We start from the raw sequence: 24,430 nt of genomic DNA on the forward strand, positions 1-24,430 counted from the left end.
CGCTCCCTTCGGTCCATGCGGGTGCCAAACAGGGGTCGTTCAGTGGTCCTTGCTGTCGAGGTGCTGTCGACTCACTGTGACAGGCTGTGGCGCGAGTCGACATGTGATGTGGTGGCGGAGTCAGTTGACCCGCAGGACCGGCCAACTGCCGGTCCCTTCCTGGAAGGAAACCCCGTGGCACCCACACACGGTTCCTTCGCACGCCAAGTCAGCCGCCGCGGACTCCTCGTCGCGGGAGCCGCCACCGTCTCCGCCGCCCTGGTCGCCTCACCGGCCGCCGCCTCCCCGCAGACCCCGCCGACCCTGATACCCCTGCCGAACGGTTTCCGCCCGGAAGGCATAGCCACCGGCACCGGCCCCTACGCCTATCTCGGCTCGCTCGGCGACGGCTCGATCTACCGGGCCGATCTGCGCACCGGCGCCGGCGAGATCATCTCGGCCGGGCCCGGCACCCCGTCCGTCGGGCTCAAACTCGACGGCCAGGGACGGCTGTTCGTCTCCGCCCGCGCCCAGGGCGCCCGGGTCGTGGACACCCGTACCGGCGCCGTCCTCGCCTCGTACACCCTCACCACGGCGACGCCCACCTTCGCCAACGACGTGTTCCTGACCAAGCGCGCGGCGATCTTCACCGACTCCTTCCAGCCGGCCCTGTACGTCCTCCCGCTCGGCCGGGGCGGCGCGCTGCCGGGCGCCGACGACGTCGTACGGATCACCCTGAGCGGCGACTGGAGCCAGGTGGCCGGCGAGGTCGTCAACGCCAACGGGATCACCGCCACGCCCGACGGAAAGGCACTGCTCGTCGTCCAGTCCGGGGTCGGCGGACTGCACCGCGTGGACCCGCGCACCGGGGTCACCAGGCTCGTCGCGCTCGGCGACGCGGCCCCGCTCACCAACGGCGACGGCCTGCTGCTGATCGGGCGCACGCTGTACGTCGTACAGAACCGGCAGAACGCGATCGACGTGTTCACGCTCGCCCCGGACGGGAGCAGCGGGGTCTTCCAACGGCGCATCACCGACCCGGACTTCGATGTGCCGACCACCGTGGCCGCGTACCGGAACCGGCTGTATCTGCCCAACGCCCGGTTCTCGACGACGCCGACGCCCGAGACGACGTACGCCGTGGTCGCCGTCGACCGCTGACGGGCTCCCGTACACGACGGAAGGGCCGGTGCGCGTGGTGCGCACCGGCCCTTCCCGTCCGGGAAGATCACTCCTCCGGGGGGTCCTCGTCGTCCGTGCTCGGCAGCTGGGGCGGTTTCGGCGGCTGCGGTTTCGGGCGGGGGCCCGGGTTGTCGCGGAGGTACGACGCGCTGTCGGTGCCGTCCGCCGTGGCGTGGCCGCCGGGGGCCGGGCCGGGGCCGGTGCCGTCGCGGCGGCGCAGATAGCGTTCGAACTCGCGCGCGATCGCCTCGCCCGTCGCCTCGGGCAGCTCGGCGGTGTCCCGGGCCTCCTCCAGCGTCTGCACGTACTCCGCGACCTCGCTGTCCTCGGCGGCCAGCTGGTCCACGCCCACCTGCCAGGCGCGCGCGTCCTCGGGCAGCTCGCCCAGCGGGATGCGGACGTCGATCAGGTCCTCCAGGCGGTTCAGGAGGGCCAGCGTCGCCTTCGGGTTGGGCGGCTGCGAGACGTAGTGCGGGACCGCCGCCCAGAGCGAGACCGCCGGGACGCCCGCGTGTGTGCACGCCTCCTGGAGGATGCCGACGATGCCCGTGGGGCCCTCGTACTTGGTCTCCTCCAGGTCCATCCGCTGGGCCAGATCCGCGTCGGACGTGACCCCGCTGACCGGAACCGGACGGGTGTGCGGGGTGTCGCCGAGCAGTGCGCCCAGGATCACCACCAGCTCCACACCCAGCTCGTGCGCGAAGCCCAGCAGCTCGTTGCAGAACGAGCGCCAGCGCATCGACGGCTCGATGCCCCGGACCAGCACGAGGTCGCGGGGCTTGTCGCCGCCCACCCTGACCACCGACAGCCTGGTCGTCGGCCAGGTGATCTTGCGCACGCCGGCGTCCAGCCACACGGTGGGGCGGTTGACCTGGAAGTCGTAGTAGTCCTCGGCGTCGAGCGCCGCGAACACCTCGCCCTTCCACTCCCGGTCCAGATGCGCGACCGCACTGGAAGCGGCGTCGCCGGCGTCGTTCCAACCCTCGAACGCGGCCACCATGACTGGGTCGATCAGCTCGGGAACCCCCTCCAGCTCGATCACCCAGCGCCTCCTTCCGACGTGCCCTCGTTTGACCACCCAACCTTACGGCGTGTGGCGGGGGCGCCCGCAGCCCCCTTGCACGGGGGAGTGAACGGATCACTGCCCCGATGGACGCCCGGAAACACCACCCCTGAGCCACCCCGCACCACCCCTCACATTCATCCGAGCGTTCGGGGTGCGTTCAGGGGTACGCCCGAAGGTCCCTCTAAAGGGTCGACCTCAGCCACTGCTCGACGCTCGCGATGTGCACCGTCGCCCACGACCGCGCCGCCTCCGCGTCCCGGTCGCGCAGGGCGCCCAGGATCGCCCGGTGCTCGTGCAGGGTGCGGCTGACCGCGTCCTCCTGGGTCAGCCCGCGCCAGATCCTCGCCCGGGTGGTGGGCCCGGACAGACCGTCGAGGAGGGAACAGAGCACCGAGTTGCCGGAACTCTGCACGATCCCCCGGTGGAACTCCAGGTCGGCGGCGACCAGTTCCTCCACCGACGGCGCACCGCCCAGCCGGTCCAGCTGTGCGGAGAGCGCGTCCAGTTGCTGCTCGCTGACGCGCAGCGCCGCCATCGCGGTCGCGGCCGGTTCCAGGATGCGGCGCACGGCCAGGAACTCCAGGACCGTGTCGTCGCGGTGGAAGTCGACGACGAAGCTCAGTGCTTCGAGGAGGAGTTGGGGATCGAGGCTGGTGACATAGGTGCCGTCGCCCTGCCGCACGTCCAGAATCCGGATGAGCGACAGGGCGCGCACCGCCTCGCGCAGGGAGTTGCGGGACAGGCCGAGTTCGGCGGCCAGCTCGCTCTCCTTGGGCAGTCGGTCGCCGGGGCGCAGCGACCCGGAGACGATCATTCCCTTGATCTTCTCGATCGCCTCGTCGGTGACTGCCATGGCGGGCCTCCCTGCCGTTCAGACCTTTTCAGACATCCGATGTCTCAGGCCATTATGGGGGTTCAGTGGGCTGAACGGGACACAAAATGCGATGTCAGCCCGTACGAGGGTCCCCCAAGGGTGGCCGGAACCGTACCTGCGGGCTGCCGGGTCGGGTGTCAGGCCAGTGCTTCCAGGTCGGCGAGGGCGGCGGCCTCGTCGAGCGTGGTCAGCGTCCGGTTCCGCATCAGCACCCTGCCGTCCACGACGGTGTCCCGGACGTCCGCCGAGTGCGCCGCGTAGGCGAGCGTCGACCAGGGGTCGTGCCGGGGCCGCAGATGCGGGGCGTTCAGGTCGAGCACGATCAGGTCGGCCCGTTTGCCGGCCTCCAGGGAGCCCAGCCGGTCGCCCAGGCCCAGCGCCTTCGCGCCCTCGACGGTCGCCATGCGTACGGCCTGTTCGGCGCCGACGGCCGTGGGGTCGCCGTCCGCCTTGTGCACGAGGGCCGCCTGCCGGACCGCGCCGAGCACGTCCAGGGTGTTCGAGCTGACGGCCCCGTCCGTGCCGAGGCCGACCGTCACGCCCGCACTGAGCAGCCGGGGCACGGGTGCGATTCCGCAGCCGAGCTTCAGGTTCGAGACGGGACAGTGGGCGACGGACGTGCCGGTGCGGGCCAGCGCCGCGATCTCCGGGCCCGTCAGGTCCACGGCGTGGGCCAGCAGCAGGTCGGGGCCGAGCAGCCCGAGCGAGTCGAGCAGTTCCACCGGGCGCTTGCCGTACTTCACCTCGACCGTGGCGACCTCGGTCGCGTTCTCGGCGGCGTGGATGTGCAGCAGCGCGCCGAACTCCCGTGCCAGGGCGGCGATCTCGACCAACTGGTCGGGGGCGAGGGTGTAGGTGGAGTGGGCGAAGAGGATCGGGCGGTTGCCGGGGCGCGGGGTTCCGCGTGCCTCCAGGTCCTGGCGGGCCCAGGCCAGCCGGTCCTCGTAGGCGATGCCGTCGGGCGGTTGCGGTACGTCCATGAAGGTGGGGCCGGTGTGCAGCCGCCAGCCCGCCTCGCGGGCCGCCTGCTCGGCGGCCTCGTGGAACCAGTACATGTCGAGGGCCGAGGTCACCCCGGCGCGCACGCTCTCGGCGATCGCGACCCGGACGGCCGCCGCCACGTTCTTCGGCGAGAGCAGCTGGGCCTCCCACTTCAGCACGCGCTCCAGAAAGCCCTGGAGAGTGACGTCGTCGGCCCGGCCGCGCAGGAACGTCATGGCGAGGTGGGTGTGCGTGTTGACGAGGCCGGGGAGGACCAGGCAGTTCGAGGCGTCAAGAGACTCGTCGGCTGTGAACCGAGTTGTCAGCTCCTCGGTCGGGCCTACGGCGACGATCTCGCCGTCGTGGACGGCAACGGCCCCGTCCGGTACGACGGTTCCGGCCTCGTTCACGGTCAGGACGTCACCGCCGTGCACCAGCAGGTCGATCGGCTCACGCTGAGGCTCGCTCATACGAGGGGCTCCCCAGCCTCGTCCTCTTGCTCCGCCAGCAGACGCAGCGCCTCCAGCGACACCACCGCGCCGCGTTCGACACCCTCCGCGACGACCTCCCGGTGCGGGTTGTAGCCGCCGGTGACGGTCTCGTCGACGAGTTCGTCGGCGTTCGCCCCGTCGATGACGACCACTCCGCCCGCGACCAGTCCCCGCAGCGAGGCGGTCACCAGGAGCGCGCTCAACTCCATCTCGATGGCCGCGAGTCCGGCGCCCTCGTAGGAGAAGAGGGGGAGCAGACCGGGCTGGAAGGCGGCCCGCGTCCACACGATGCCCCGGTGGTGCGGGGCGCCCGCCTCGCGCGCCGCCCGCTGGAGTGCGAGCACCGCCTCGGGGGAGGACACCGCCGGGTACTCCGGGGGCAGCAACTGCTGGGTGACACCGTCGTCCCGGACGGCCGCCTCCGCGATCACGAGGTCGCCGTCGCCGATCCCCGGCCGCATCGCACCGGCCGTACCGAACCGCAGGAAGGTCCGCACACCGGCGTCCGCCAGCTCCTGGAACAGCAGGATCGCACCCGGGCCGCCCACCCCGTGCGAGGCGACCAGGACCGGCACGCCCTTCCAACTTCCGCTGAACACGCGGTATTCGCGGTGGTACGACACCTCCTGCGCGCCCTCCAGCTTGGCGCCGACGAGAGCGGCGCGCTGCGGGTCGCCGACGACCAGCGCGCGCGGCGGCAGCCCCGTGCGGGGTATTCGGGTGACGGGCAACAGGTCCTGCGTCATGAAACGGCTCCAGTGGGAGGAGATACGGAAGGCGTACGGCGACGGCGGCGGGCCGTCGTCAGGAACAGGGCGCCGAGTGTGACGACGTACGGCGCGGCGTCGGTGGCCTGCTGCGGCAGGCCGAGGCCCTGGAGCCGGAAGCCGGCCGCCTCCGCGAGGCCGAACAGCAGCGCCGCCAGCAGAACTCCGAGCGGCAGCGCACGGCCGAGCATGACCGCGACCACGGCGATCCAGCCGCGCCCCGCCGTCATGTTCTCGGAGAACAACGTGACGTTGCCGAGGGCGAGTTGGGCCCCCGCGAGCCCGCACAGCACACCGGAGACGAGCACGGCCGCGTACTGGTACTTGACCGGGCTCACGCCGAGCGTGGCCGCCGCGTCCGGTGCCTCGCCGACCCCGCGCAGCCTGAGCCCCCACACATGCCGGGACAGCATCAGCGCGGCCACGCCGACCGACGCCCACGCCAGATACGCGAGCGGTGAGAAGCCACCGACCAACGGCAGCCCGGCCAGTGACGGATCGTCAAAGGTGCCCTGCACACCGAAGACGGTACGGAGGAGGAAGCTGGTCAGGCCAACTGCCAGGAGATTCAGGGCGATTCCCAGAACAACCGCATCCCCGCGCAGAGTCACCGCGCCCACGGCCAGGATGAGGGAGTACGCGGCGGAGGCGAGGGCCGCCGCCAGGACGCCGAGCCAGGGGCTGCCGGTGAACCAGCTCGTGGCCACGGCGGTGAAGCAGCCCATCAGCATCATGCCTTCGAGGCCGATGTTGAAGACGCCCGCCCGTTCGCAGATGGCCCCGCCGAGCGCGGCCAGCAGGATGGGCGTCAGCGCGCGGAGCGCCGACATGAGGAGATCGGAGTCGAAGAACATCAGACCAACTCCCCTTGCGGGCTTTGCTGTACGGGTTTGTCGGTCGGCTTGCTGCCGCGTTTCCGGGACAGGCGCGGGAAGCGCAGTCGCGCGGCCAGGAACACGATCACGATCGCCTGGAGCACCTGGGTCAGCTCGCGCGGCACCTCGGTGGTCCGCTCCATCGACAGGCCGCCCACTTGCAGCATGGCGAAGAAGAAGGACGCGAGGACCGTGCCGACGGGGGCGGCGGCAGCCAGCAGGGCCGCCGTCAGGCCCGTCCAGGTGTAGCCGGGTGCGGTGAGCGAGCCGTCCAGGAAGCGGTACGGGAAGCTCAACACGCCTATGGCGCCCACGAGTCCGGCGAGGGAGCCCGACACCGCCATCAGTCGTAGCGTCAGGCCCTTGCGCTCGACGCCCGCGTATGCGGAGAAACGGGAGTTGAGGCCCGTCATCCGCATCTCGTAGCCGACCGCGGTGTGCCGGTCGGTGAACCAGTACGCGGCGGCGGCCACGACGACCAGCAGCAGCCCGATCGTCACGGTCGACGAGCCGAACGTGGCCAGCGCGACCCCGTCCGGCAGCTGCCGGGTCTGGGGGAGGCTGGAGCCGGGTTCCTTGAGCGGGTAGCGGGCCAGGTAGGAGGCGAAGGAGGCCGCCGGGTAGCTGAGCAGCAGGCTGCTGACCAGCAGCGGTACGCCGAACCGGTTCTCGCACAGGGCGGCGAGGGCCGCGTACCCGGCGCCGGCGGCCATGCCCGCGAGCAGCGCGAGGACGACGGTGAGCGGCGCGGGCAGCGGTGAGTACAGTCCCGTCACGGCCGCCGCCATCCCGCCGAGCACCAACTGCCCGTCCCCGCCCAGGTTGATGAGCCCGGCGCGCAACGGCACGGCCAGTGCGAGCGCCAGACCCAGCACGCTCGTCAGGGTCGTGAGCGTCGACCCGATGCCGTCGGCGCCCAGCGAACCGCTGAGCACCGCGCCGTACGCGGCGACCGGATCGGCGCCCGTCCCGACGAGGAACAGGGCGCCGATGACGACCCCGGCGAGCACGGAGAAGGCGACGGGGGAGCGAAGTGCTCTCGATATACGGGTCGTTGGCGATATTCGGGGTGCTTGTTCCATGTCAGTCTCCGACCTCCACCGCGGCCACCGGGGCCGAGTGATCGGCGCCGCCGGCCATCGCGAGGCCCAGCGTCCGCTCGTCCGCCTCGGCCTTGTCGTACGACGCCGTCACACGGCCCTCGTACATCACCAGGACCCGGTCCGCGAGCCCCCGGATCTCGCTCAGCTCGGCCGAGACGAGCAGGACGGCGTGGCCGGCGTCGCGGTAGGCGATCAGCTGGTCGTGGATGTTCTGGACGGCGCCGATGTCGACCCCGCGCGTGGGCTGCTCCACGAGCAACAGCGGTGCGTCGTGGGCGAGTTCGCGTCCGATGAGCAGCTTCTGTAGATTGCCGCCGGACAGCGAGGACGCGGCCACCTCCGGCGAGGACGCCTTGATGCCGAAGCGCTCGATCAGGCGCTGCGCGTGGCCTCGTACGGCCGCCGGTGGAAGCAGTCCGCGTGCGGACAGCGACGTACGGTGGTGGCCCATCGCCAGGTTGTCCGCGACGGACGCGGCGGGTGCCGTACCGACGGCGTGGCGGTCCTCGGGGACATAGGCGAGCCCCTTGGCGCGGCGTTCGGTCGCCGAGGCGTGGGTGATGTCGTCGCCGAGCAGCGCGACCCGCCCTGCGGTCACCGGTCGTAGTCCGGCCAGTGCCTCCACCAGCTCGCTCTGGCCGTTGCCCGCGACCCCCGCGACACCGACGATCTCCCCTGCGCGGACGGCGAGTCGGACGTCCCGTACGCCGTCCGTGGCGAAGCCGGTGACGTCCAGGACGACATCGCCGGGGGTGCCGGGGGCGTGGACACGGTCGAGTTCCACGGCGCGGCCGGTCATCGCGGCGGCGATCTCGTCGGCGGACGTCTCGGCGGTGACCAGCCGGGCGACGACCCGGCCGTCCCGCAACACCGTGACGTTGTCGCTGCCTTCGAGGACCTCGCGCAGCTTGTGCGTGACCAGGATGACCGTACGGCCTTGTGCGGCAAGGGACTTGAGGACCGCGAACAGCGCGTCCGCCTCGGCCGGGGTGAGGACGGCGGTCGGCTCGTCGAGGATCAGCGTCCGGGCGCCGCGGTGCAGCAGCTTCAGGATCTCGACGCGCTGACGCAGCCCCACGGGCAGCTCGCCGACCCGGGCGTCCGGATCGACCGCGAGCCCGTGCTCCTCGGCCAGCTCACGCACCCGGCGCCGCGCCGCGACCCGGTCCACCAGGCCGAAACGGCGCGGCTCGGCGGCGTACACCACGTTCTCGGCGACCGTCAGCGAGTCGAACAGCTTGAAGCTCTGGTGGACCATGCCGAGCCCGGCGGCCATCGCGGCGCCGGGATCGGAGAAGGAGACCTCGCGCCCGTCGACGTGCACCGAACCGGCGTCCGGGCGCTCCATCCCGTACAGGACCGACATGAGCGTCGACTTGCCGGCGCCGTTCTCGCCCATCAGGGCATGGATCTCGCCGCGCCGGACGGTCAGGTCGACGGCGTCGTTGGCGAGCGTGCCGGGGAACCGCTTGGTGATTCCCCGGAGCTCGACCGCCACCTCCCGCACGTCAGCTGGCGGCGGCGGGGTCATCGACCGTCAGCTCTCCGGACACGATCTGGTCGCGCAGCGCCGTGACCTTCTTCAGGACGTCGGGGTGCTTCGCGATCACGCACTGGGACGAGTCGACGCCCTTCTCCAGACCCGTGAGGCTGATGCCGCCCTCCTTCAGGCCGTACGAGGTGGTCGTGCCCGTCTGACCGGCCAGGACCTGCTCGACGCCCTTCTCCACGGCGATGTCCGTGCGCTTGATCACATTGTCGACGACCGTGCCGGGCGCCGAGGGGCACTGGTTGACGTCGACGCCGTACGCGAACGCGCCCTTCGCCTTGGCCGCCTCGAACACGCCGTAGTTGCCGGCCGCGGCAGCCGCCATCAGCTGGTCGTAGCCGTCGGACAGCAGGTCGTTCGCCTGCTCCTTGGCGCGCGCCGAGTCGTCGAACGGGGACTGGCCGCCGACGAAGCGCGTACCGGTCTTGGTCTTCGGCGCCACATGCTGGGCACCGGCCGCGAACGGGTCGCTGAAGCGCCGGAACACGGGCGTGTCCAGCACGTCCACCGCGCCGACCTTGCCGCTCTTGGTCAGCAGCCCCGCCTCGGCGCCCGCGAGGAAGACGCCCTCGTGCTCACGGAAGACACCGCAGCTGACGTTGTCGAACGCCTTCGTCGTGCACGCGTCGATCATCAGGAACTGCTGCTTGGGGTGCGCCTCGGCCTGCTGCGCGACCAGGTCCGCGAACTCGAAGCCGACCAGCACGACGACGTCCGGCGCCGCGTCCACGGCCGCCTGCACGTTCTGCTGCTGGGAGGCGGTGTCCGTGGACTCGAACACCTTCTCGGTCCCGTTGTGCGCCTTCGCGGCGGCCTTGACCCCGGTCACGGCCAGCTTCAGGAACTCGTTCTGCCCGACGGCGTCCGGCGTGACGAGCGTGAACGACTTGGCGCCCGCGCTGCTGTCGGAGGACGCGTCGTCCTTCGCGGCGGCGTTGCAGGCGGTGGCACCGGCGACGAGCAGCGCGGTCATGGCGACGAGCGGGAGCGAACGACGGGATCTGCGAGTCATCGGGGACCTTCCGGAGGGACGTACAGCACAGCCCGCGCTCTGCACTGAGCACGGGGAGGGAGCGTGGGGGAGGAGGGACGGAACGGGGGACGCCGAGGGGGACGGGTCAGCGTCGACAGCCGTCGCTCGCGCACCGGCCGTGGTCGAGGAATCGGCGCATGGTGAGCAGCACGTGTCCTCCTTCACATGGGCCTTACGGGTGCGGGTCCTGGACTCTAACACCGGAATTCGGCCACCCGCCCAGCTGTCTCGAACTGTGGTTCTCCGAGGTCATGTACGGTGTCGCGCACCGATCGGAACTTCAGGAGCGTCCCGCCATGTCCCAGGAACTGCGCGCCGTCGGCTGGACCGGAAACAGCCTCGCGCTCATCGACCAGACCCTGCTCCCGCACCGCAACGAGATCATGGACGTCCGCGATGTGGACACCCTGGTGGACGCGATCCAGCGGCTCGTCGTACGCGGCGCCCCCGCGATCGGTGCGGCGGGCGCGTACGGGGTCGCGCTGGCGCTGATCGAGGGCGAGCGCGAGGGCTGGACCGAGGAGCAGGTACGGGCGGCGGTGGCCCGGATCCGCGAGGCGCGGCCGACCGCCGTCAACCTCATGGTGTGCGTGGACCGGGTCATGACCCGCTTCGGGGAAGGCCTGGAGGCGGTGCTCGAAGAGGCCGCCGTCGTCCAGCGCGAGGACGTCGAGGCCAACCGGGCCATGGGCGCGCACGGCGCCGACTGGCTCCTCAAGCGTCTCGCCGCGAGCGTCGGCGACCGCCCGCTGCGCATCCTCACCCACTGCAACACCGGCGCACTCGCAACGGCCGGATGGGGCACGGCACTTGGCGTCATCCGCGAACTGCACGCACGCGGCCGGCTGGAGGTCGTGTACGCCGACGAGACGCGCCCGCTGCTCCAGGGCTCGCGCCTGACCGCCTGGGAGCTGGTCCAGGAGGGCATCCCGCACTACGTCCAGGCGGACGGGGCCGCGGCCGGCACGATCCTGCGCGGCGAGGTGGACGCGGCGATCGTCGGCGCCGACCGGATCGCGGCCAACGGCGACACCGCCAACAAGGTCGGCACGGTCGGAGTCGCACTGGCCTGCGCCGACGCCGGAATCCCGTTCCTGGTGGCGGCCCCCACGACCACGGTCGACCTGGCGACGGCCACCGGCGACGACATCCACATCGAACTCCGGGGCGAGGCCGAGGTGTTGGAGTGGGCGGGGGTGCGGACGGCTCCCGCCGAGTCGCGCGGCCACAATCCCGCCTTCGACGTGACACCGGGGCGGCTGGTGACCGGACTGGTCACGGAGCGAGGCGTGTTGGAGGTCTCGGCCGGTGAATTCCCGGGCGAGCGTCTTTAGGTAGCGAGTCCCCCGCGCCCCCGATAGGGGCGCGGGGCTGTATCTATCTGCGGCTCCGCCGCGGGGCGCGACCAGCCCCCACCGGCCCGGGGTCTGGCTACCGACCGTCCCGCGGAGCGCTGAGCTCCAACTCCAGCAGCCACTCCACGACTTCGGTGTGGTGCCGAGCCTGGTGGGGGTTGTCCCCCCACACGTACAGCCCGTGCCCCGCGACCACGACAGCCGGCATCCGGGGATCCCGAGCCGCCTCCAGGCGGTCCCCGAGCACTTTCATGTCCTGGCTGTTGGTGATGACCGGCAGGGTCACCTCGACGTCGTGCGCGGGCTGGCCGACGCCCTTGAGCATCTCGACGTCCTTGAACACGATGCCGCCCGGCTCACGCCGGCCCATCGCCACGGACGCCACGGTGTGCACGTGCACCACCGCACCGGCGCCGGTCAGCGCGGCGACCCGGGCGTGCAGCTCGGCCTCGGCGGACGGCTTGCCGCCGTTCACGGCCGCGCCCTGCGCGTCCACCAACACCACGTCGGAGGGCGTCAGTTCACCCTTGTCGTGGCCGCTCGCGGTGACCGCGAGGAGCAGCGGGTCACGGGACAGCACCACCGACAGATTCCCGGACGTGCCCCGCATCCAGCCGAAGGAGGCGAATCGGGCGGACTCGGCGGCGAGTACCGCGCCGGCCTCCTCCAGGTCGAGGGAGGTAATGGTCACGACGTGCTCCTTGTGCTGATGCTGATCTCGTCGAACGTCCCCGCCTGCGCGTGGTCGCCGACGCCCTGCTCGAAGTACGGCTCCCCGGGCCGCCGGATCCCGACGGTCCGCCATCCGGCAGCGCGGGCCGCGTCCAGCTCGCCCGGCCGGTCGGAGAGGAAGAGGAGACGGCTCGGGTCGGTGGCACCGGTGGCCTCCGCGATACGGCGGTAGGACTCCGGCTCCTGCTTGGGCCCCGCGTTCTCGGTGTCGTACAGGCCCGAGACGAGCGGCAGCAGATCGCCCTCCGGGGTGGACGCGAACCACGCGCGCTGCGCGGCGACCGACCCCGAGGAGTAGACGTACAGCCGAAGTCCCGCCGCGTGCCAGGCGCGCAACGCGGGCAGGACGTCGTCGTAGAAGTGCGAGACGAGGTCGCCGCGTGCGAAACCCTCGGACCAGATGACGCCCTGGAGGGTCTTGAGGGGCGTGGCCTTGCGGTCCTCGTCGAGCCAGGTGTTGAGGGTCTTCTCGACGAGTACGGCGTCGGCGTCGGGGTCGCCGATCAGCTCGCGCACCTGCCCGACCGCCCGCGCCACTTCCGGATCACCGCTCCGCTCCGAGAGCAGTGCTCCGAAACGAGAGCGTGAGTACGGATACAGCACGTCGACGACGAAGCCCGTGGCGCTCGTGGTGCCCTCGATGTCGAGCACCACGGCGTCTATGTCGTCCACGGCGCAGCGCAATGTCACGCGGCTGCCTTGTCCCGCTGGTAACCGGCGTCGATCGTGTCGTAGTCCGGGAACCGGGACGCGATGGTCGAGCCGGTGAAGCTGCCGATCCAGCCGTCCTCCTCGTGGAAGAAGCGGATCGCGGTGAAGGCCGGGCTGGTGCCCATGTCGAACCAGTGCGTGGTGCCGCGCGGCACGCCCAGCAGGTCGCCCTTCTCGCAGAAGACCGCGTGCACTTCACCGTTCAGGTGCAGATAGAAGATGCCGGACCCGGAGACGAAGAAGCGGACCTCGTCATCGTCGTCGTGCGTGTGCTCCTGGAGGAACTTCTCGCGCGCGGCCTTCGCCTTCGCCGGGAACCCCGGGTCGTCGCTGGGGTGCAGACCGAGGACGTCGACCGTGGTGAAGCCCTCTTCGGCGTTCAACTTGTCGATCTCCGGACCGTACGCGGCGAACACGGTGTCGCTGTCGGCGTCCGCGGGGACGTCCTCGCGGATCGGCCACTGCTCGTAGCGCACCCCGATCGGGGCCAGCGCGGCGGCGATCTCGGCCGGGTCGGACGTACGGCGCACGACGGTCTCCGGGCCGGACTCGGGCCAGGTCGTCAGCAGGGTCATGGGAGCAACTCCAGGTGGCTGGAAGGGGGGAGTGGAACGCGAACGAGAACGAAGGCGGGGGGAGGGGAGAGGAGGCGGGACCGGAGAGCAGGAGGGCGACCGGGCCGGTCGTCAGTCGCGACAGCCGCGACACGGCGCGCCGGTACAGCGTCGTACCGCTGCCGCGCGGGGTGTCGTCATCATCGGAAGCCTCACTGTCCCGGGTCGGGTGCCGGTCCCGTGATGGTAACTCCCGACGACGGGTCGGCAGAGTGTGACGAATCCGGCGTTCCACATGCTGAGATCCAGTGTCCAAGGCTTTGACGGATGGCTGGAAACGTTCTCATGATCTCCCTATGAAGACGCTGCTGCTCGTGCGGCGGCTGTACGTGGACTTGCTCCGGTCGACCACAGCCCGCTGTCGCTGACCTGACCCGGAGTACCCGAGACGCCCTCGGCCGTGGCGCGGATCCCGCCCCGCGTGGCCCCCTCGCGCTCGGGGCCGGACACTCCCGCGCTCTCGCCTTCCGGCCATCGCCACCTTCCGCTCGATCCCTCCCGTACTGCCCTTGCCCCTGGAGTTCCGCATGTCCCGCACCCGTCTGCCTCTCGCCGCGCTCTCGCTGGCCTCCGTCTCGGCGCTGTTCCTCGCGGGCTGCTCGCAGTCGACGAACGCCTCCGAGGACACCGGCGACACCTCCGCCTCCGCGTCCGCCGCCACCGCCGCGAAGCCCGCGCCCTTCAGCAAGGGCACGGTCAAGGTCGCGCTGGTCCGCCAGAGCGGCGCCGGCGACTACTTCGAGCAGTGGGGCAACGGTGCGAAGGCGCAGGCCAAGGCCCTCGGCATCGACCTGACGGTGTACGACGCCCAGGCCGACAACGCCAAGCAGGCCACCGACCTGTCCTCCGCGATCAACTCCGGCGCGCAGGCGATCATCGTCGACCACGGCTTCCCCTCGACGATCCAGCCCGAGATCGACAAGGCCGTCAAGAAGGGCATCAAGGTCGTCGTCTACGACGTCGAAACCGCGACCAAGGGCGTCGTCAGCACCAAGCAGGACGACGCGAGCATGGCCCAGGCCGTCCTCGACGTGATGGGCAAGGAACTCGGCAAGAACGCCAAGGTCGGCTACGTCAACGTCGCCGGCTACGCGGCCCTCGACAAGCGCGACAGTGTCTGGAAGTCGACGGTCGACGCCAACGGCTGGAAGCAGGCCTTCAAGGTCGGCAAGGTCACCGACTCCACGGCCACTGACAACGTTCCCCTGGTCTCCGCCGCCCTCACCCAGCACTCGGACGTGACGGGCGTCTTCGCCCCCTACGACGAGCTGGCCAAGGGCACCGTCCTCGCCGTGCAGAACAAGAAGCTCCAGGACAAGGTGAAGGTGTTCGGCGCGGACGTCTCCAACGCCGACATCCAGAACATGACCGCCGCCGACAGCCCGTGGGTCGCCACGGCGGGCACCGACCCGTCCGCCGTCGGCGCCGCGGTCGTCCGTACGACGGCGCTGGAGCTGGCTGGTCAGCTGAACAAGACCTCGGTCGAGTTCCCGGCCGTCGCCATCACCCAGGACTTCCTGAAGAGCAAGAACATCCAGAACATGGACCAGCTGCGCGCCGCCCTGCCCGCCCTGAACCTCTCGCAGGTCAGCACGGCGGACTGGATCGCCAATGTCGCCCACTGAAGCGGGCGTTGAACCCGCGGTCGTGCTGCGGGACGTGAGCATGGCCTTCGGCGGCAAGACGGTCCTGGAGTCCGTCTCGCTGGACATCGCACCGGGCAGCATCGTCGCGCTGCTCGGTGCGAACGGGGCAGGCAAGTCCACGCTCATCAAGATCCTGTCGGGCGTCCACACGGACCACGGCGGCGAGGTGACGGTGAACGGTTCCCCGGCCGCCCTCCAATCCCCGCTCGCCGCCCGCCAGTTGGGCATCCAGACGGTTCACCAGCGGATCGGCGAGGGCATCGTGCCCGGCCTCACGGTCGCCGAGAACCTGGTCTTCGAGGAGCTGGCCCAGGCACGCGGCAACCCGTTCCTGAACGGGCGCCGCGTGCTGGCCCGCGCCCGCGAGATCCAGTCGGCCCTCGACCTCGGCTGGAGCGACGCCCTCCTCAAGCGGGACGTCACCGAACTCGGCATCTCCGACCGCCAGTTGCTGATCCTGGCCCGCGCCCTCGCCACCCGCCCGAGGCTCCTCATCCTCGACGAGCCGACCTCGGCACTCTCCGCCGCCGAGGCGGAACGCCTCTTCGCGCTGGTCGAGAGGATGCGTGACGACGGCATCGCGGTCCTGTACGTCTCCCACCGCCTCGGTGAGATCGACGCGCTGGCCGACCGGCTGGTCGTCCTGCGAGACGGCCGTCTCACCGAGGACCAGGTCAAGCCCTTCGACTGGGACAGCGCCCTGCGCGCGATGCTCGCCCAGGCTCAGGAGGCGACCACCGCACGTCCCCAGCGCGCGGGAGAGCAGGGCGAGATCCTGCTCTCGCTTCGTGGCGTACGGCTCCTGGACGGCCGTACCCCTCAGGACCTGGACCTGCGAGCGGGCGAAGTCACCGGCGTCGTCGGCCTGTTGGGCGCGGGCAAGACGGAGCTGGCCCGGGGTCTCTTCGGCGCCGAACCCTTCACCAGCGGCGCCGTGGAGCTGGACGGCAAGGCATACGAGCCGCGCCGCCCCGCCGACGCGATCCGGGCCGGCGTCCACCTCGTCCCCGAGGACCGGCACGCGGACGCCCTGGTCCCCGGCTGGTCGCTGGCCCAGAACATCTCCCTCCCGTTCCTCAAGTCCCTGTCCACGGCCGGGCTGGTGAACCGCGCGAAGGAGGACGCCCTCGGCCGCGACACCATCGAGGCGCTGGGTGTCGTAGCCCGGGACGAGCACTCCACCGTCGAGGAACTCTCCGGCGGCAACCAGCAGAAGGTCGTCGTCGGCCGCTGGCTGGCAGAGCGGCCCCGTGTCCTCATCCTGGACGAGCCGTTCCGAGGGGTGGACATCGGTGCGCGGCGGGACATCGGGCGCCGTGCGCGAGCCCTCGCTGCCGAGGGCGCCGCGGTCCTGGTCCTGTCGGCCGATGTGGACGAGGTCCTGGAGGTTGCCGACCGGGTCGTTGTCCTGGCGGCCGGCGAGATCCATCTCGACGCGTACGGCGAGGACGCGGAACGGGACCGGGTCATCCAGACGATCTCGGCGTCGGTCTGATGTGGCCCTGGCCGGCGGAGTCGGGAAAGCCGGGCGCGCAACCGAGCCCCGACAGGGGCGCGGGGAACTGCGCGACCAGCCCCCACCGGCCTGTGGCCAACGAACCACGCATCCCACGCGTCACTCCGCCACCCGCCACACACACCTTCGCCGCCCACCCCACGCCGGCCCCACTCCACGCCACCCCAGGAAGCACCCCATGACCACCACCCAGAGCGCCGCCCCGGCAAAGACGGCGACCCCGTCCACGCTCGCCGCCGCAGGCCCCCGTATCCAGAACGCGGTCATCAAGTACGGCTTCATCTTCGTCACCGTCACGCTCTTCACGTACTTCGCGCTGAGCGAGCCGTCGTTCCGGGACTCCGCGACGCTCCTCGACACCCTCCGCTATGTCTCCGTGGCCGCGATCCTCGGCCTCGGTGTCACGCTCACCATGGCCGTCGGCGGAATGGACATGTCGGTCGGCGCGGTGGCAGGGCTCGGCGTGACCGTCGCGGCGAAGACGATGGTCACGTACAACCAGGTCGGCGTGGTCGCGATCATCGCGGTGATCGTGGCGGGCGCCCTGGCCGGCCTCCTCAACGCCCTGCTCATCGTGGTCCTCAAGATCCCCGACATGCTGGCCACGCTGGGCACCATGTTCGTCATCCAGGGCACCAAACTCATCCTGGTCGACGGCCAGTCCATCACTCCGGGCATGACCCAGTCCGACGGTACGACGGCCCCCGGCAAGTTCACCGAGGGCTTCCTGCGCATCGACCGGGGCACGATCCTCGGCATCCCCATTTCCGTGGTGATCTTCGGCGCCCTCACCGTCATCGCCTGGGTCTTCCTGGCCCGCACCCGCTGGGGCCGCGTGCTGTACGCGATCGGCGCCAACCCCGAGGCCTCCCGCCTGGCGGGCATCCGCGTGGGCGCGTACCGGGCCCTGGCGTACGTCCTTTCCGGCGTCCTCGCCTCGATCGGCGGCCTGATCCTGGCGGCACGCATCGGCCAGGGAGACGTGTCCGCGGGCACCTCGCAACTCCTCGAAGCGGTGGCCGTAGCCCTGGTCGGCACGTCCGTCCTCGGCCGGGGCCGCCCGAACGTGTGGGGCACCGCCCTGGGCGCGGTCCTGATCGGCATCATCACCACGGGCCTGACCATCAAGGGTCTGCCGTACTACACGCAGGACGTGGTCGAGGGCGCCGTCCTGATCCTCGCCCTGGTCTTCAGCTTCACCCTGTCCAAGCGCCGCACCGCATAAGGAAGTTCACGATGGGCTACCGCATCCTGGAGCCGGCCGACATCCCCGCGTACCTGAACGAGCGCGGGCACTGGCCCGACCCGGCGGACATCCAGGTCCGCGAGGTCTCCGACGGCAACATGAACCGCGTCTTCCTGGCGAGGTCCGCCGACGGCACCCGCAGCCTGGCCGTCAAGCAGGCCCTGCCCTGGGTCCGGGTGGCGGGCCCGTCCTGGCCGATGAGCCCGGAGCGAGCGGACGCCGAGGCGAGAGCGTACGAACAGGTCGCGAAAGTGGCGCCGGACAAGATCCCGGCGATCCACGGCTACGACCCCGAGAACTACGCCCTCGTCATGGAGGACATGTCCGACCTGGAGGTCCTGCGCACCCTCCTCAACGAGGGCGCGTCGTACGGCCCGCACACCTCCGCCCGCATCGGCGAGTTCGTGGCCCAACTGACGTTCGCGACAAGCGACTTCGGCATGAAGTCGGCCGACCGCAAGGCACTCCTCGCCGCCTCGGTGAGCCCGGAACTCTGCAAGATCACCGAGGACGTGGTCCTCTCCGAGCCGTACATCGAGCACGAACACAACCACTGGCACGAGGACCTGACCGACCTGGCGACAGAGTTCCGCGCGGACGCGACGCTCCGCACCGAGGTCGCCGACCTCCGCCACACCTTCATGACGAGCGCCCAGGCCCTCCTCCACGGCGACCTCCACACTGGCAGCGTCATGGTCGGCGAACGCGAAGGCGCCCCGGTGGTACGGGTCTTCGACCCCGAGTTCTCCTTCGTAGGCCCGATCGGCTACGACCTAGGCCTCTACTGGGCCAACGTATTGGTCTCGGAGGAACGGGCACGGGCCCTGGGCTCCCTGAGCGACCACGCCGACCAACTCGCCCTGTCCTGGACCGCGTTCGAGACGGAGTTCCGCCGCCTGTGGCCCACGAGGGTCGACACGTTCTTCGACGACGCCTACCTGGACCGCTTCCTCCGCAGGATCTGGACAGAGTCAGTGGGCTACGCAGGCACAGAAATCATCCGCAGAATCATCGGCTTCGCCCACCTGACAGACCTGACGACATTGCCGGACCCGGTCCCAGCATCCCGACGAGCACTGCTACTGGGACGCGAACTGATCGTGCGTAGGGGAGAGTTGAGCAGCCCGAGCGATATACGGGCGCTGCGGGAGCCCACCTAGGGGCGCGGGGAACTGCGCGACAAGCCCCCACTCACCCGCAGCCAAACCACAAACGCAAAGGGGCGGCTCCTTCAACAAGGAGCCGCCCCTTCAACGCCGTACCGCCTACTTCTTGTTCAGCAAGTCCTGCACCTTGCCCCGAACCTCGTCCGTAGCAAGCCCCCGAATCGTCAAGGTGGTCCGACGGCGCAGCACGTCGTCAACCGTCTCCGCCCACTCATTGTCCCGCGCATAAACAACCTGAGCCCAGATCTCCGGCGCATCCGCATGCACCCGCTCACCCAACTCGGGGTTCTCATTGGCGAGACGAGCAATGTCGAACGCCAACGACCCATAGTGCGTGGCAAGATGCCGCGCCGTGTCCGCGGCCATCCGCGGACCGGGCGCAGGCCCGTCCACCAACAGCCGATGAGCAACCGCACGCGGGTTCGCGACCCCCGGCAGCGGCATCCGCTTCGGCAGCTCCGAGATCGGCTCGAACGCGTCACCCAGCGGAGCGCCCGGCAGTGTCTCCAGCTTCTGCATGACCGTACGGCCGATGTGCCGGAACGTCGTCCACTTGCCGCCCGAGACGGACAGCATCCCGCCCCTGCCCTCGGTCACGACGGTCTCCCGCTTGGCCTTCGCCGTGTCACCGGGGCCACCCGGCAGCACGCGCAGGCCCGCGAAGGAGTACGTGATCAGGTCACGGGACAGCTGCTGGTCGCGTACGGAGAACGCGGCCTCGTCGAGGATCTGCGCCGTGTCCTTCTCGGTGACCGCGACATCCGCCGGGTCGCCCTCGAACTCCTCGTCGGTCGTACCGAGCAGGAGCATGTCCTCCCAGGGCAGGGCGAAGGTGATCCGGTACTTGTCGATCGGGGTCGCCAGCGCGGCCTTCCACGGAGACGTCCGCTTCAGGACCAGGTGCGCGCCCTTCGACAGCCGGATGGACGGCGCCGCGCCCGCGTCCTCCATCCTGCGCAGGTGGTCGACCCAGGGGCCGGTCGCGTTGAGCACCAGCCGGGCGTTGACGCCGAACTCGTCACCGGAGAGCCGGTCGCGCAGATCGGCACCGGTGACCCGGCCGTTGGTGAAGCGCAGCCCGGACACCTCGGCGTGGTTGAGGACGACCGCGCCTGCCTCGACGGCCGCTCGGACCGTCATCAGCGCCATGCGCGCGTCGTTCATCTGACCGTCGCCGTACACGGCCACGGCCTTGAGGTTCTCGGTGCGCAGCTCGGGCACGTCCTGCGCGGCCTTGGCCGGCGACAGCAGATGCCCGACGCCGTCACCGAACGCCGACAGCATGGAGTAGGCGAAGACGCCCGCCCCGAGCTTCGCCGCGCCGTGTGGCCCGCCCTTGTACACGGGGAGGTAGAACGTGAGCGGGTTCGCCAGGTGGGGGGCCACCTGCTTGGACACCGCACGGCGCTCGAAGTGGTTCTCCGCCACCAGCCGCACCGCGCCGGTCTGCAAGTAGCGCAGACCGCCGTGGAGCAGCTTGGAGGAGGCGGAGGAGGTGGCGCCGGCGAAGTCGCCGGCGTCGACCAGAGCCACCCGCAGCCCGGACTGCGCGGCATGCCAGGCAGTCGAGATGCCGAGGATGCCACCGCCGATCACGAGAAGGTCGTACGTCGCCTTGGAGAGCTGCTCCCGGGTCTCGGCGCGGCTCGGGTTCGTGCCGGAGGCCGGGTGCGTACCGAGGGCAGGCACGGACTTCAGGGTGGACTGGCTGGTCATGTTGTTTCTTACTCCTCGACAGAGCTGTCTTCGAGCCAGCCCATGGACCGCTCGACGGCCTTGAGCCAGCTCTTGTACTCACGGTCGCGCTTCTCCGCGTCCATGTTGGGGGTCCACTCGGCGGCCCGGCGCCAGTTGGCGCGCAGGTCGTCGGTGCTGGTCCAGAAGCCGACGGCGAGACCGGCGGCGTAGGCGGCACCGAGGCAGGTCGTCTCGGCGACCATGGGACGGACCACGGGGGCGTCCAGGAAGTCCGAGAGGGTCTGCATCAGCAGGTTGTTGGAGGTCATGCCGCCGTCGACCTTGAGGGCCGCCAGCTCGACGCCGGAGTCCTTGGTCATGGCGTCCGTGATCTCACGGGTCTGCCAGGCGGTGGCCTCCAGGACGGCGCGCGCGAGGTGCGCCTTGGTGACGTACCGGGTCAGGCCGGCGATCACACCGCGGGCGTCGGAGCGCCAGTACGGGGCGAAGAGGCCGGAGAAGGCCGGCACGAAGTAGGCGCCGCCGTTGTCCTCGACCGACGACGCGAGCGTCTCGATCTCGGCGGCGGTGGAGATGAGGCCCATCTGGTCGCGCATCCACTGCACCAGCGAACCGGTGACCGCGATCGAGCCCTCCAGGGCATAGACCGGGGCATCGTCGCCGATGCGGTAGCCGACCGTGGTGAGCAGGCCGGAGTACGAGTTGATGATCTTGTCGCCGGTGTTCATCAGCATGAACGTGCCGGTGCCGTACGTCGACTTGGCCTCACCCTCGGCGAAACAGGTCTGGCCGAACAGGGCCGCCTGCTGGTCGCCGAGCGCCGAGGCGACCGGGATGCCGCCGAGCAGGTCGCCCAGCTTGCCGCCGGTGACCTCGCCGTAGACCTCGGCGGAGGAGCGGATCTCCGGGAGCATCGACAGCGGGACGCCGATCGACTCGGCGATCTTCGGGTCCCACTCCAGGGTGTGCAGGTTCATCAGGAGGGTGCGGGAGGCGTTGGTGACGTCGGTGACGTGGTGACCGCCGTTGACACCGCCCGTCAGGTTCCAGATGACCCAGGAGTCCATGGTGCCGAAGAGGATGTCCCCGGCCTCGGCGCGCTCGCGCAGGCCCTCGACGTTGTCGAGCAGCCAGCGGGCCTTGGGGCCGGCGAAGTAGGAGGCAAGCGGCAGGCCGGTCTCGCGGCGGAAACGATCCTGCCCGACATTGCGGCCCAGCTCCTTGCAGAGCGTGTCGGTGCGGGTGTCCTGCCAGACGATGGCGTTGTGGACGGGCTCACCGGTGTTCTTGTCCCACAGCAGCGTCGTCTCGCGCTGGTTGGTGATGCCGATGGCCTTGATGTCGTCGCGGGTGATGCCGGCCTTCGAGATGGCTCCGGCGACGACCTCCTCGACGTTCGTCCAGATCTCGGTGGCGTTGTGCTCCACCCAGCCCGGCTTCGGGAAGATCTGCTCGTGTTCCTTCTGGTCGACGGAGACGATCCGGCCGTCCCGGTCGAAGACGATGCAGCGGCTGGAGGTGGTGCCCTGGTCGATCGCGGCAATGAACGGCCCTGCGCCGTGGGAATGCGTTGCGGCGGTGTGCGCGTCGGTCACTGTGTGCTCCTGAAAGGTCCGTGGGTTCCGTCGGTAAGTGGCTGTCTTACGGCGTTGCCGCTCAAGACTGCTCTAGCTGCTCAAGGCTGTGTCGGCTGCTCTAAGCAAAGGCGACGTTGTAGATGCCCGCAGCGATGGCGCCGCCGATCAGCGGACCGACCACCGGGATCCAGGCGTAGGACCAGTCGGAGCCGCCCTTGTTGGGCAGGGGCAGCAAGGCGTGCACGATGCGCGGACCGAGGTCACGGGCCGGGTTGATCGCGTAGCCGGTGGGGCCACCGAGCGAGAGCCCGATGGAGACGACCACGAGGGCGGTGATCAGCGCGCCGAGGGTGCCGAGACCCTTGCCGTCGCCGTTGAGACCCTGCGTGAGGACGGCGAGCACCAGTACGACGGTGCCGATGACCTCGGTGGCGATGTTCTGCCATGCGACACGGATCTCGGGACCGGTGGAGAAGATGCCGAGCACGGGGCCCGCGCCCTTCTCCTGCGCCTCGACGGCCTTGGTCTTCGTGGCCTGTGCGCCCGGACCGCCGACGATCTCTCTGTCGGTGAGGTGCACGTGGAACTGACCGTAGTAGGCGACCCAGACCAGGGCGGCACCGATCATGGCGCCGAGCAGCTGCCCGCCCCAGTAGATCGGGACGTCGCTCCACTCGATGCCGTTCTTCTTGAGCGCGAGCGCGAGAGTCACGGCCGGGTTGAGGTGGGCGCCGGAGAGGGGCGCCGAGGTGTAGACGGCCGTCAGTACGGCGAAACCCCACCCGAAGGTGATGGCGAGCCAGCCGGCGTTGCGGGCCTTGGAGGCCTTCAGCGTGACGGCGGCACAGACGCCGCCGCCGAGCAGAATGAGTACGGCGGTACCGATGGTCTCGCCGATGAAGATGTCGGAGCTGGACACCCGCGACTCCTTTGTCCTTCGTCCAGGGGGGAACTGCCGGCCCTTGGCGTTGTCACACTCTAACGCCTATTGCCGGTCGGTGTTCGACAATGTCGACCGATGGACGGGAGTCTTGCTCCGGGGTTACGGGCGCGTCAAGGGCTCTGTTATCGAAAACACGATCGTTATTGATTGCTGTGAGCTATCGATCTTGAGCCGGTCGCGACCCGCGTCCACCCGCACACTCCGCGCACACGCCGAGCCCGCCCAGGGCAACGAAAAAGGCCGGAACATCCAAGATGTCCCAGCCGTTTTCGTAGGAAAGTTCAGATTTTGTACGAAGGTTCAGAACCGCCCGGCGCCCAGGTCCCGGGACACCGCGCGGGCGCAGTCCCGCACCGCCGCGATCAGTTCCGGGCGCAGCTCGCCCTCCCTGCGGAGCCGTTCCACGGCCCCGGTGACGGCGACCGCGCCGACCGGCATCCGCCGCCGGTCGTGGATGGGGGCGGCGATGGACGCGACGCCCTCCCAGGTCTCCTCGACGTCGGCTGCGTACCCGCGCGCGCGGGTGAGGTCCAGGACGCCCTCGAAGCCCTCCAGGTCGCTGATCGTCCGGTCGGTGAACGACTTGCGCTCGGCCTCCAGGACCTCGCTGTGCGCGACCGGGTCGAAGGCCGACAGGACCTTGCCCAGGGCCGTGGAGTGCAGCGGCTGCATGGCCCCGACCTCCAGCACCTGCCGGCTGTCGTCGGGGCGGAAGACGTGGTGCACGATCAGCACGCCGTGCTGGTGCAGCACGCCCAGGTGGACGCTCTCGCCGCTGGAACGGGCCAGGTCGTCGGTCCACACCAGGGCACGCGCGCGCAGCTCGTGGACGTCCAGATAGGTGGTCCCCAGGCGCAGCAGTTCGGCGCCCAGCTGATAGCGCCCGGACGCGGCCTCCTGTTCGACGAAGCCCTCCTGCTGGAGGGTGCGCAGGATGCCGTGGGCGGTGCCCTTGGCGAGCCCGAGGGACGAGGCGATGTCCGAGAGGCCGAGCCGACGCTCGCCGCCCGCGAGGAGCCGCAGCATCGCCGCCGCCCGTTCGAGCGACTGGATGTTCCGTGCCATCGCCGTTCTGCCTCCGTCCCCTTCGACCGCCGGCACACCGGCGCTCGCTGCCGCCGTTCGGCAATGTCGAACACTACCGGTCCATGTCGACCGACTGCCAATGGCTGGTCGTCACCTGTTACATCCGCGTACATCCGGGTGGATGTCTCGTATACGGCCCGCACACGGCCGTCGGTTCCGGCCACGACACGCGCGCCACGTACGTCCGTCCCGTGGACGCCCTGACCATACGGCCCCGCACCGGGCTACCCTGGCCGCGTG

General features: G+C 70.3%; 21 protein-coding genes. 6 read left to right on the top strand and 15 right to left on the bottom strand.

Going from position 1 to position 24,430, the window contains the following annotated elements; genetic code table 11:
* The first annotated feature begins 174 nt into the window (after positions 1 to 174).
* The gene (locus OG787_RS39845) at positions 175 to 1,140 is read left to right on the top strand and encodes an SMP-30/gluconolactonase/LRE family protein (protein WP_405538515.1); all 966 of its coding nucleotides are present in this window, start codon (positions 175 to 177) and stop codon (positions 1,138 to 1,140) included.
* A 67-nt stretch (positions 1,141 to 1,207) separates the two neighbouring features.
* Here OG787_RS39845 and OG787_RS39850 read toward each other — a convergent pair whose 3' ends face one another.
* The 8 genes from OG787_RS39850 to OG787_RS39885 all read right to left on the bottom strand — a co-directional run bounded on the left by OG787_RS39850 (position 1,208) and on the right by OG787_RS39885 (position 9,879).
* On the bottom strand, positions 1,208 to 2,203 hold the full coding sequence (locus tag OG787_RS39850) for a PAC2 family protein (RefSeq protein ID WP_369037212.1): 996 nt from the start codon (positions 2,201 to 2,203) through the stop codon (positions 1,208 to 1,210).
* A gap of 205 nt (positions 2,204 to 2,408) precedes the next feature.
* Complete coding sequence (locus tag OG787_RS39855; protein ID WP_369037213.1) at positions 2,409 to 3,080, bottom strand: FadR/GntR family transcriptional regulator; 672 nt, start codon at positions 3,078 to 3,080, stop codon at positions 2,409 to 2,411.
* Positions 3,081 to 3,238: 158 nt separating this feature from the next.
* Positions 3,239 to 4,552: an amidohydrolase gene (locus tag OG787_RS39860; protein ID WP_405538517.1), complete on the bottom strand. Its 1,314-nt coding sequence runs from the start codon at positions 4,550 to 4,552 to the stop codon at positions 3,239 to 3,241.
* Positions 4,549 to 5,319, bottom strand: coding sequence for a nucleoside phosphorylase (locus OG787_RS39865; protein WP_369037215.1), 771 nt, complete (start codon positions 5,317 to 5,319; stop codon positions 4,549 to 4,551). The genes OG787_RS39860 and OG787_RS39865 overlap by 4 nt, the downstream gene beginning before the upstream one ends.
* Positions 5,316 to 6,194 carry an ABC transporter permease gene (locus tag OG787_RS39870; protein WP_369037216.1) on the bottom strand — a complete coding sequence of 293 codons (879 nt, stop codon included), beginning with the start codon at positions 6,192 to 6,194 and terminating at the stop codon, positions 5,316 to 5,318. The genes OG787_RS39865 and OG787_RS39870 overlap by 4 nt, the downstream gene beginning before the upstream one ends.
* Positions 6,194 to 7,297 carry an ABC transporter permease gene (locus OG787_RS39875; protein WP_369037217.1) on the bottom strand — a complete coding sequence of 368 codons (1,104 nt, stop codon included), beginning with the start codon at positions 7,295 to 7,297 and terminating at the stop codon, positions 6,194 to 6,196. Before OG787_RS39875 ends, OG787_RS39870 begins: the two co-directional genes overlap by 1 nt.
* 1 nt (position 7,298) lies before the next feature.
* Complete coding sequence (locus tag OG787_RS39880) at positions 7,299 to 8,849, bottom strand: ABC transporter ATP-binding protein (protein WP_405538519.1); 1,551 nt, start codon at positions 8,847 to 8,849, stop codon at positions 7,299 to 7,301.
* Positions 8,827 to 9,879 (bottom strand): BMP family ABC transporter substrate-binding protein, encoded by a 1,053-nt coding sequence (locus OG787_RS39885; protein WP_369037219.1) that lies wholly within the window; start codon positions 9,877 to 9,879, stop codon positions 8,827 to 8,829. Before OG787_RS39885 ends, OG787_RS39880 begins: the two co-directional genes overlap by 23 nt.
* Positions 9,880 to 10,196: 317 nt before the next feature.
* On the opposite strand from OG787_RS39885, the gene mtnA reads away from it, so the two are divergent.
* Positions 10,197 to 11,234: an S-methyl-5-thioribose-1-phosphate isomerase gene (gene mtnA / locus OG787_RS39890; RefSeq protein WP_405538521.1), complete on the top strand. Its 1,038-nt coding sequence runs from the start codon at positions 10,197 to 10,199 to the stop codon at positions 11,232 to 11,234.
* A gap of 97 nt (positions 11,235 to 11,331) precedes the next feature.
* Here the strand turns inward: mtnA and mtnB are convergent, their stop codons facing one another.
* Genes mtnB through OG787_RS39905 form a run of 3 tightly spaced genes read right to left on the bottom strand, consistent with a single transcriptional unit; the run spans position 11,332 to position 13,273 of the window.
* Positions 11,332 to 11,946: a methylthioribulose 1-phosphate dehydratase gene (mtnB, locus tag OG787_RS39895; protein WP_405538523.1), complete on the bottom strand. Its 615-nt coding sequence runs from the start codon at positions 11,944 to 11,946 to the stop codon at positions 11,332 to 11,334.
* On the bottom strand, positions 11,943 to 12,677 hold the full coding sequence (gene mtnC / locus OG787_RS39900; protein WP_405538525.1) for an acireductone synthase: 735 nt from the start codon (positions 12,675 to 12,677) through the stop codon (positions 11,943 to 11,945). Before mtnC ends, mtnB begins: the two co-directional genes overlap by 4 nt.
* Positions 12,674 to 13,273, bottom strand: a complete 600-nt coding sequence (locus tag OG787_RS39905) for an acireductone dioxygenase (RefSeq protein WP_369037223.1) — start codon at positions 13,271 to 13,273, stop codon at positions 12,674 to 12,676. Before OG787_RS39905 ends, mtnC begins: the two co-directional genes overlap by 4 nt.
* A gap of 566 nt (positions 13,274 to 13,839) precedes the next feature.
* Here OG787_RS39905 and OG787_RS39910 point away from each other — a divergent pair.
* From OG787_RS39910 to mtnK, 4 genes are all read left to right on the top strand, one after another.
* Positions 13,840 to 14,937, top strand: a complete 1,098-nt coding sequence (locus OG787_RS39910; protein ID WP_369037224.1) for a substrate-binding domain-containing protein — start codon at positions 13,840 to 13,842, stop codon at positions 14,935 to 14,937.
* Positions 14,924 to 16,453, top strand: a complete 1,530-nt coding sequence (locus tag OG787_RS39915; protein WP_405538527.1) for a sugar ABC transporter ATP-binding protein — start codon at positions 14,924 to 14,926, stop codon at positions 16,451 to 16,453. The genes OG787_RS39910 and OG787_RS39915 overlap by 14 nt, the downstream gene beginning before the upstream one ends.
* Positions 16,454 to 16,652: 199 nt before the next feature.
* Positions 16,653 to 17,699: an ABC transporter permease gene (locus tag OG787_RS39920; RefSeq protein ID WP_369037226.1), complete on the top strand. Its 1,047-nt coding sequence runs from the start codon at positions 16,653 to 16,655 to the stop codon at positions 17,697 to 17,699.
* A gap of 11 nt (positions 17,700 to 17,710) precedes the next feature.
* Positions 17,711 to 18,880 carry an S-methyl-5-thioribose kinase gene (gene mtnK, locus OG787_RS39925; RefSeq protein ID WP_405538529.1) on the top strand — a complete coding sequence of 390 codons (1,170 nt, stop codon included), beginning with the start codon at positions 17,711 to 17,713 and terminating at the stop codon, positions 18,878 to 18,880.
* Between the two features lie 105 nt (positions 18,881 to 18,985).
* Here the strand turns inward: mtnK and OG787_RS39930 are convergent, their stop codons facing one another.
* From OG787_RS39930 to OG787_RS39945, 4 genes are all read right to left on the bottom strand, one after another.
* Positions 18,986 to 20,602: an FAD-dependent oxidoreductase gene (locus tag OG787_RS39930; RefSeq protein ID WP_405538531.1), complete on the bottom strand. Its 1,617-nt coding sequence runs from the start codon at positions 20,600 to 20,602 to the stop codon at positions 18,986 to 18,988.
* Between the two features lie 8 nt (positions 20,603 to 20,610).
* Positions 20,611 to 22,179: a glycerol kinase GlpK gene (glpK, locus tag OG787_RS39935; RefSeq protein WP_369037846.1), complete on the bottom strand. Its 1,569-nt coding sequence runs from the start codon at positions 22,177 to 22,179 to the stop codon at positions 20,611 to 20,613.
* A gap of 100 nt (positions 22,180 to 22,279) precedes the next feature.
* Positions 22,280 to 23,080 (bottom strand): MIP/aquaporin family protein, encoded by an 801-nt coding sequence (locus OG787_RS39940; protein WP_405538533.1) that lies wholly within the window; start codon positions 23,078 to 23,080, stop codon positions 22,280 to 22,282.
* A 324-nt stretch (positions 23,081 to 23,404) separates the two neighbouring features.
* Positions 23,405 to 24,169 (bottom strand): IclR family transcriptional regulator, encoded by a 765-nt coding sequence (locus tag OG787_RS39945; protein ID WP_369037848.1) that lies wholly within the window; start codon positions 24,167 to 24,169, stop codon positions 23,405 to 23,407.
* Positions 24,170 to 24,430: the final 261 nt, after the last annotated feature.

Source organism: Streptomyces sp. NBC_00075, assembly GCF_045041225.1.
In the GTDB taxonomy this organism is placed as follows: Bacteria; Actinomycetota; Actinomycetes; order Streptomycetales; family Streptomycetaceae; genus Streptomyces; species Streptomyces adonidis.

Coding starts and splice junctions, on each gene's coding strand:
- OG787_RS39855 (WP_369037213.1), bottom strand. CDS start 3,080: ATGGCAGTCACCGACGAGGCGATCGAGAAGATCAAGGGAATGATCGTC.
- OG787_RS39860 (WP_405538517.1), bottom strand. CDS start 4,552: ATGAGCGAGCCTCAGCGTGAGCCGATCGACCTGCTGGTGCACGGCGGT.
- OG787_RS39865 (WP_369037215.1), bottom strand. CDS start 5,319: ATGACGCAGGACCTGTTGCCCGTCACCCGAATACCCCGCACGGGGCTG.
- OG787_RS39870 (WP_369037216.1), bottom strand. CDS start 6,194: ATGTTCTTCGACTCCGATCTCCTCATGTCGGCGCTCCGCGCGCTGACG.
- OG787_RS39875 (WP_369037217.1), bottom strand. CDS start 7,297: ATGGAACAAGCACCCCGAATATCGCCAACGACCCGTATATCGAGAGCA.
- OG787_RS39880 (WP_405538519.1), bottom strand. CDS start 8,849: ATGACCCCGCCGCCGCCAGCTGACGTGCGGGAGGTGGCGGTCGAGCTC.
- OG787_RS39885 (WP_369037219.1), bottom strand. CDS start 9,879: ATGACTCGCAGATCCCGTCGTTCGCTCCCGCTCGTCGCCATGACCGCG.
- mtnA (WP_405538521.1), top strand. CDS start 10,197: ATGTCCCAGGAACTGCGCGCCGTCGGCTGGACCGGAAACAGCCTCGCG.
- OG787_RS39905 (WP_369037223.1), bottom strand. CDS start 13,273: ATGACCCTGCTGACGACCTGGCCCGAGTCCGGCCCGGAGACCGTCGTG.
- OG787_RS39910 (WP_369037224.1), top strand. CDS start 13,840: ATGTCCCGCACCCGTCTGCCTCTCGCCGCGCTCTCGCTGGCCTCCGTC.
- OG787_RS39915 (WP_405538527.1), top strand. CDS start 14,924: ATGTCGCCCACTGAAGCGGGCGTTGAACCCGCGGTCGTGCTGCGGGAC.
- OG787_RS39920 (WP_369037226.1), top strand. CDS start 16,653: ATGACCACCACCCAGAGCGCCGCCCCGGCAAAGACGGCGACCCCGTCC.
- mtnK (WP_405538529.1), top strand. CDS start 17,711: ATGGGCTACCGCATCCTGGAGCCGGCCGACATCCCCGCGTACCTGAAC.
- OG787_RS39930 (WP_405538531.1), bottom strand. CDS start 20,602: ATGACCAGCCAGTCCACCCTGAAGTCCGTGCCTGCCCTCGGTACGCAC.
- OG787_RS39945 (WP_369037848.1), bottom strand. CDS start 24,169: ATGGCACGGAACATCCAGTCGCTCGAACGGGCGGCGGCGATGCTGCGG.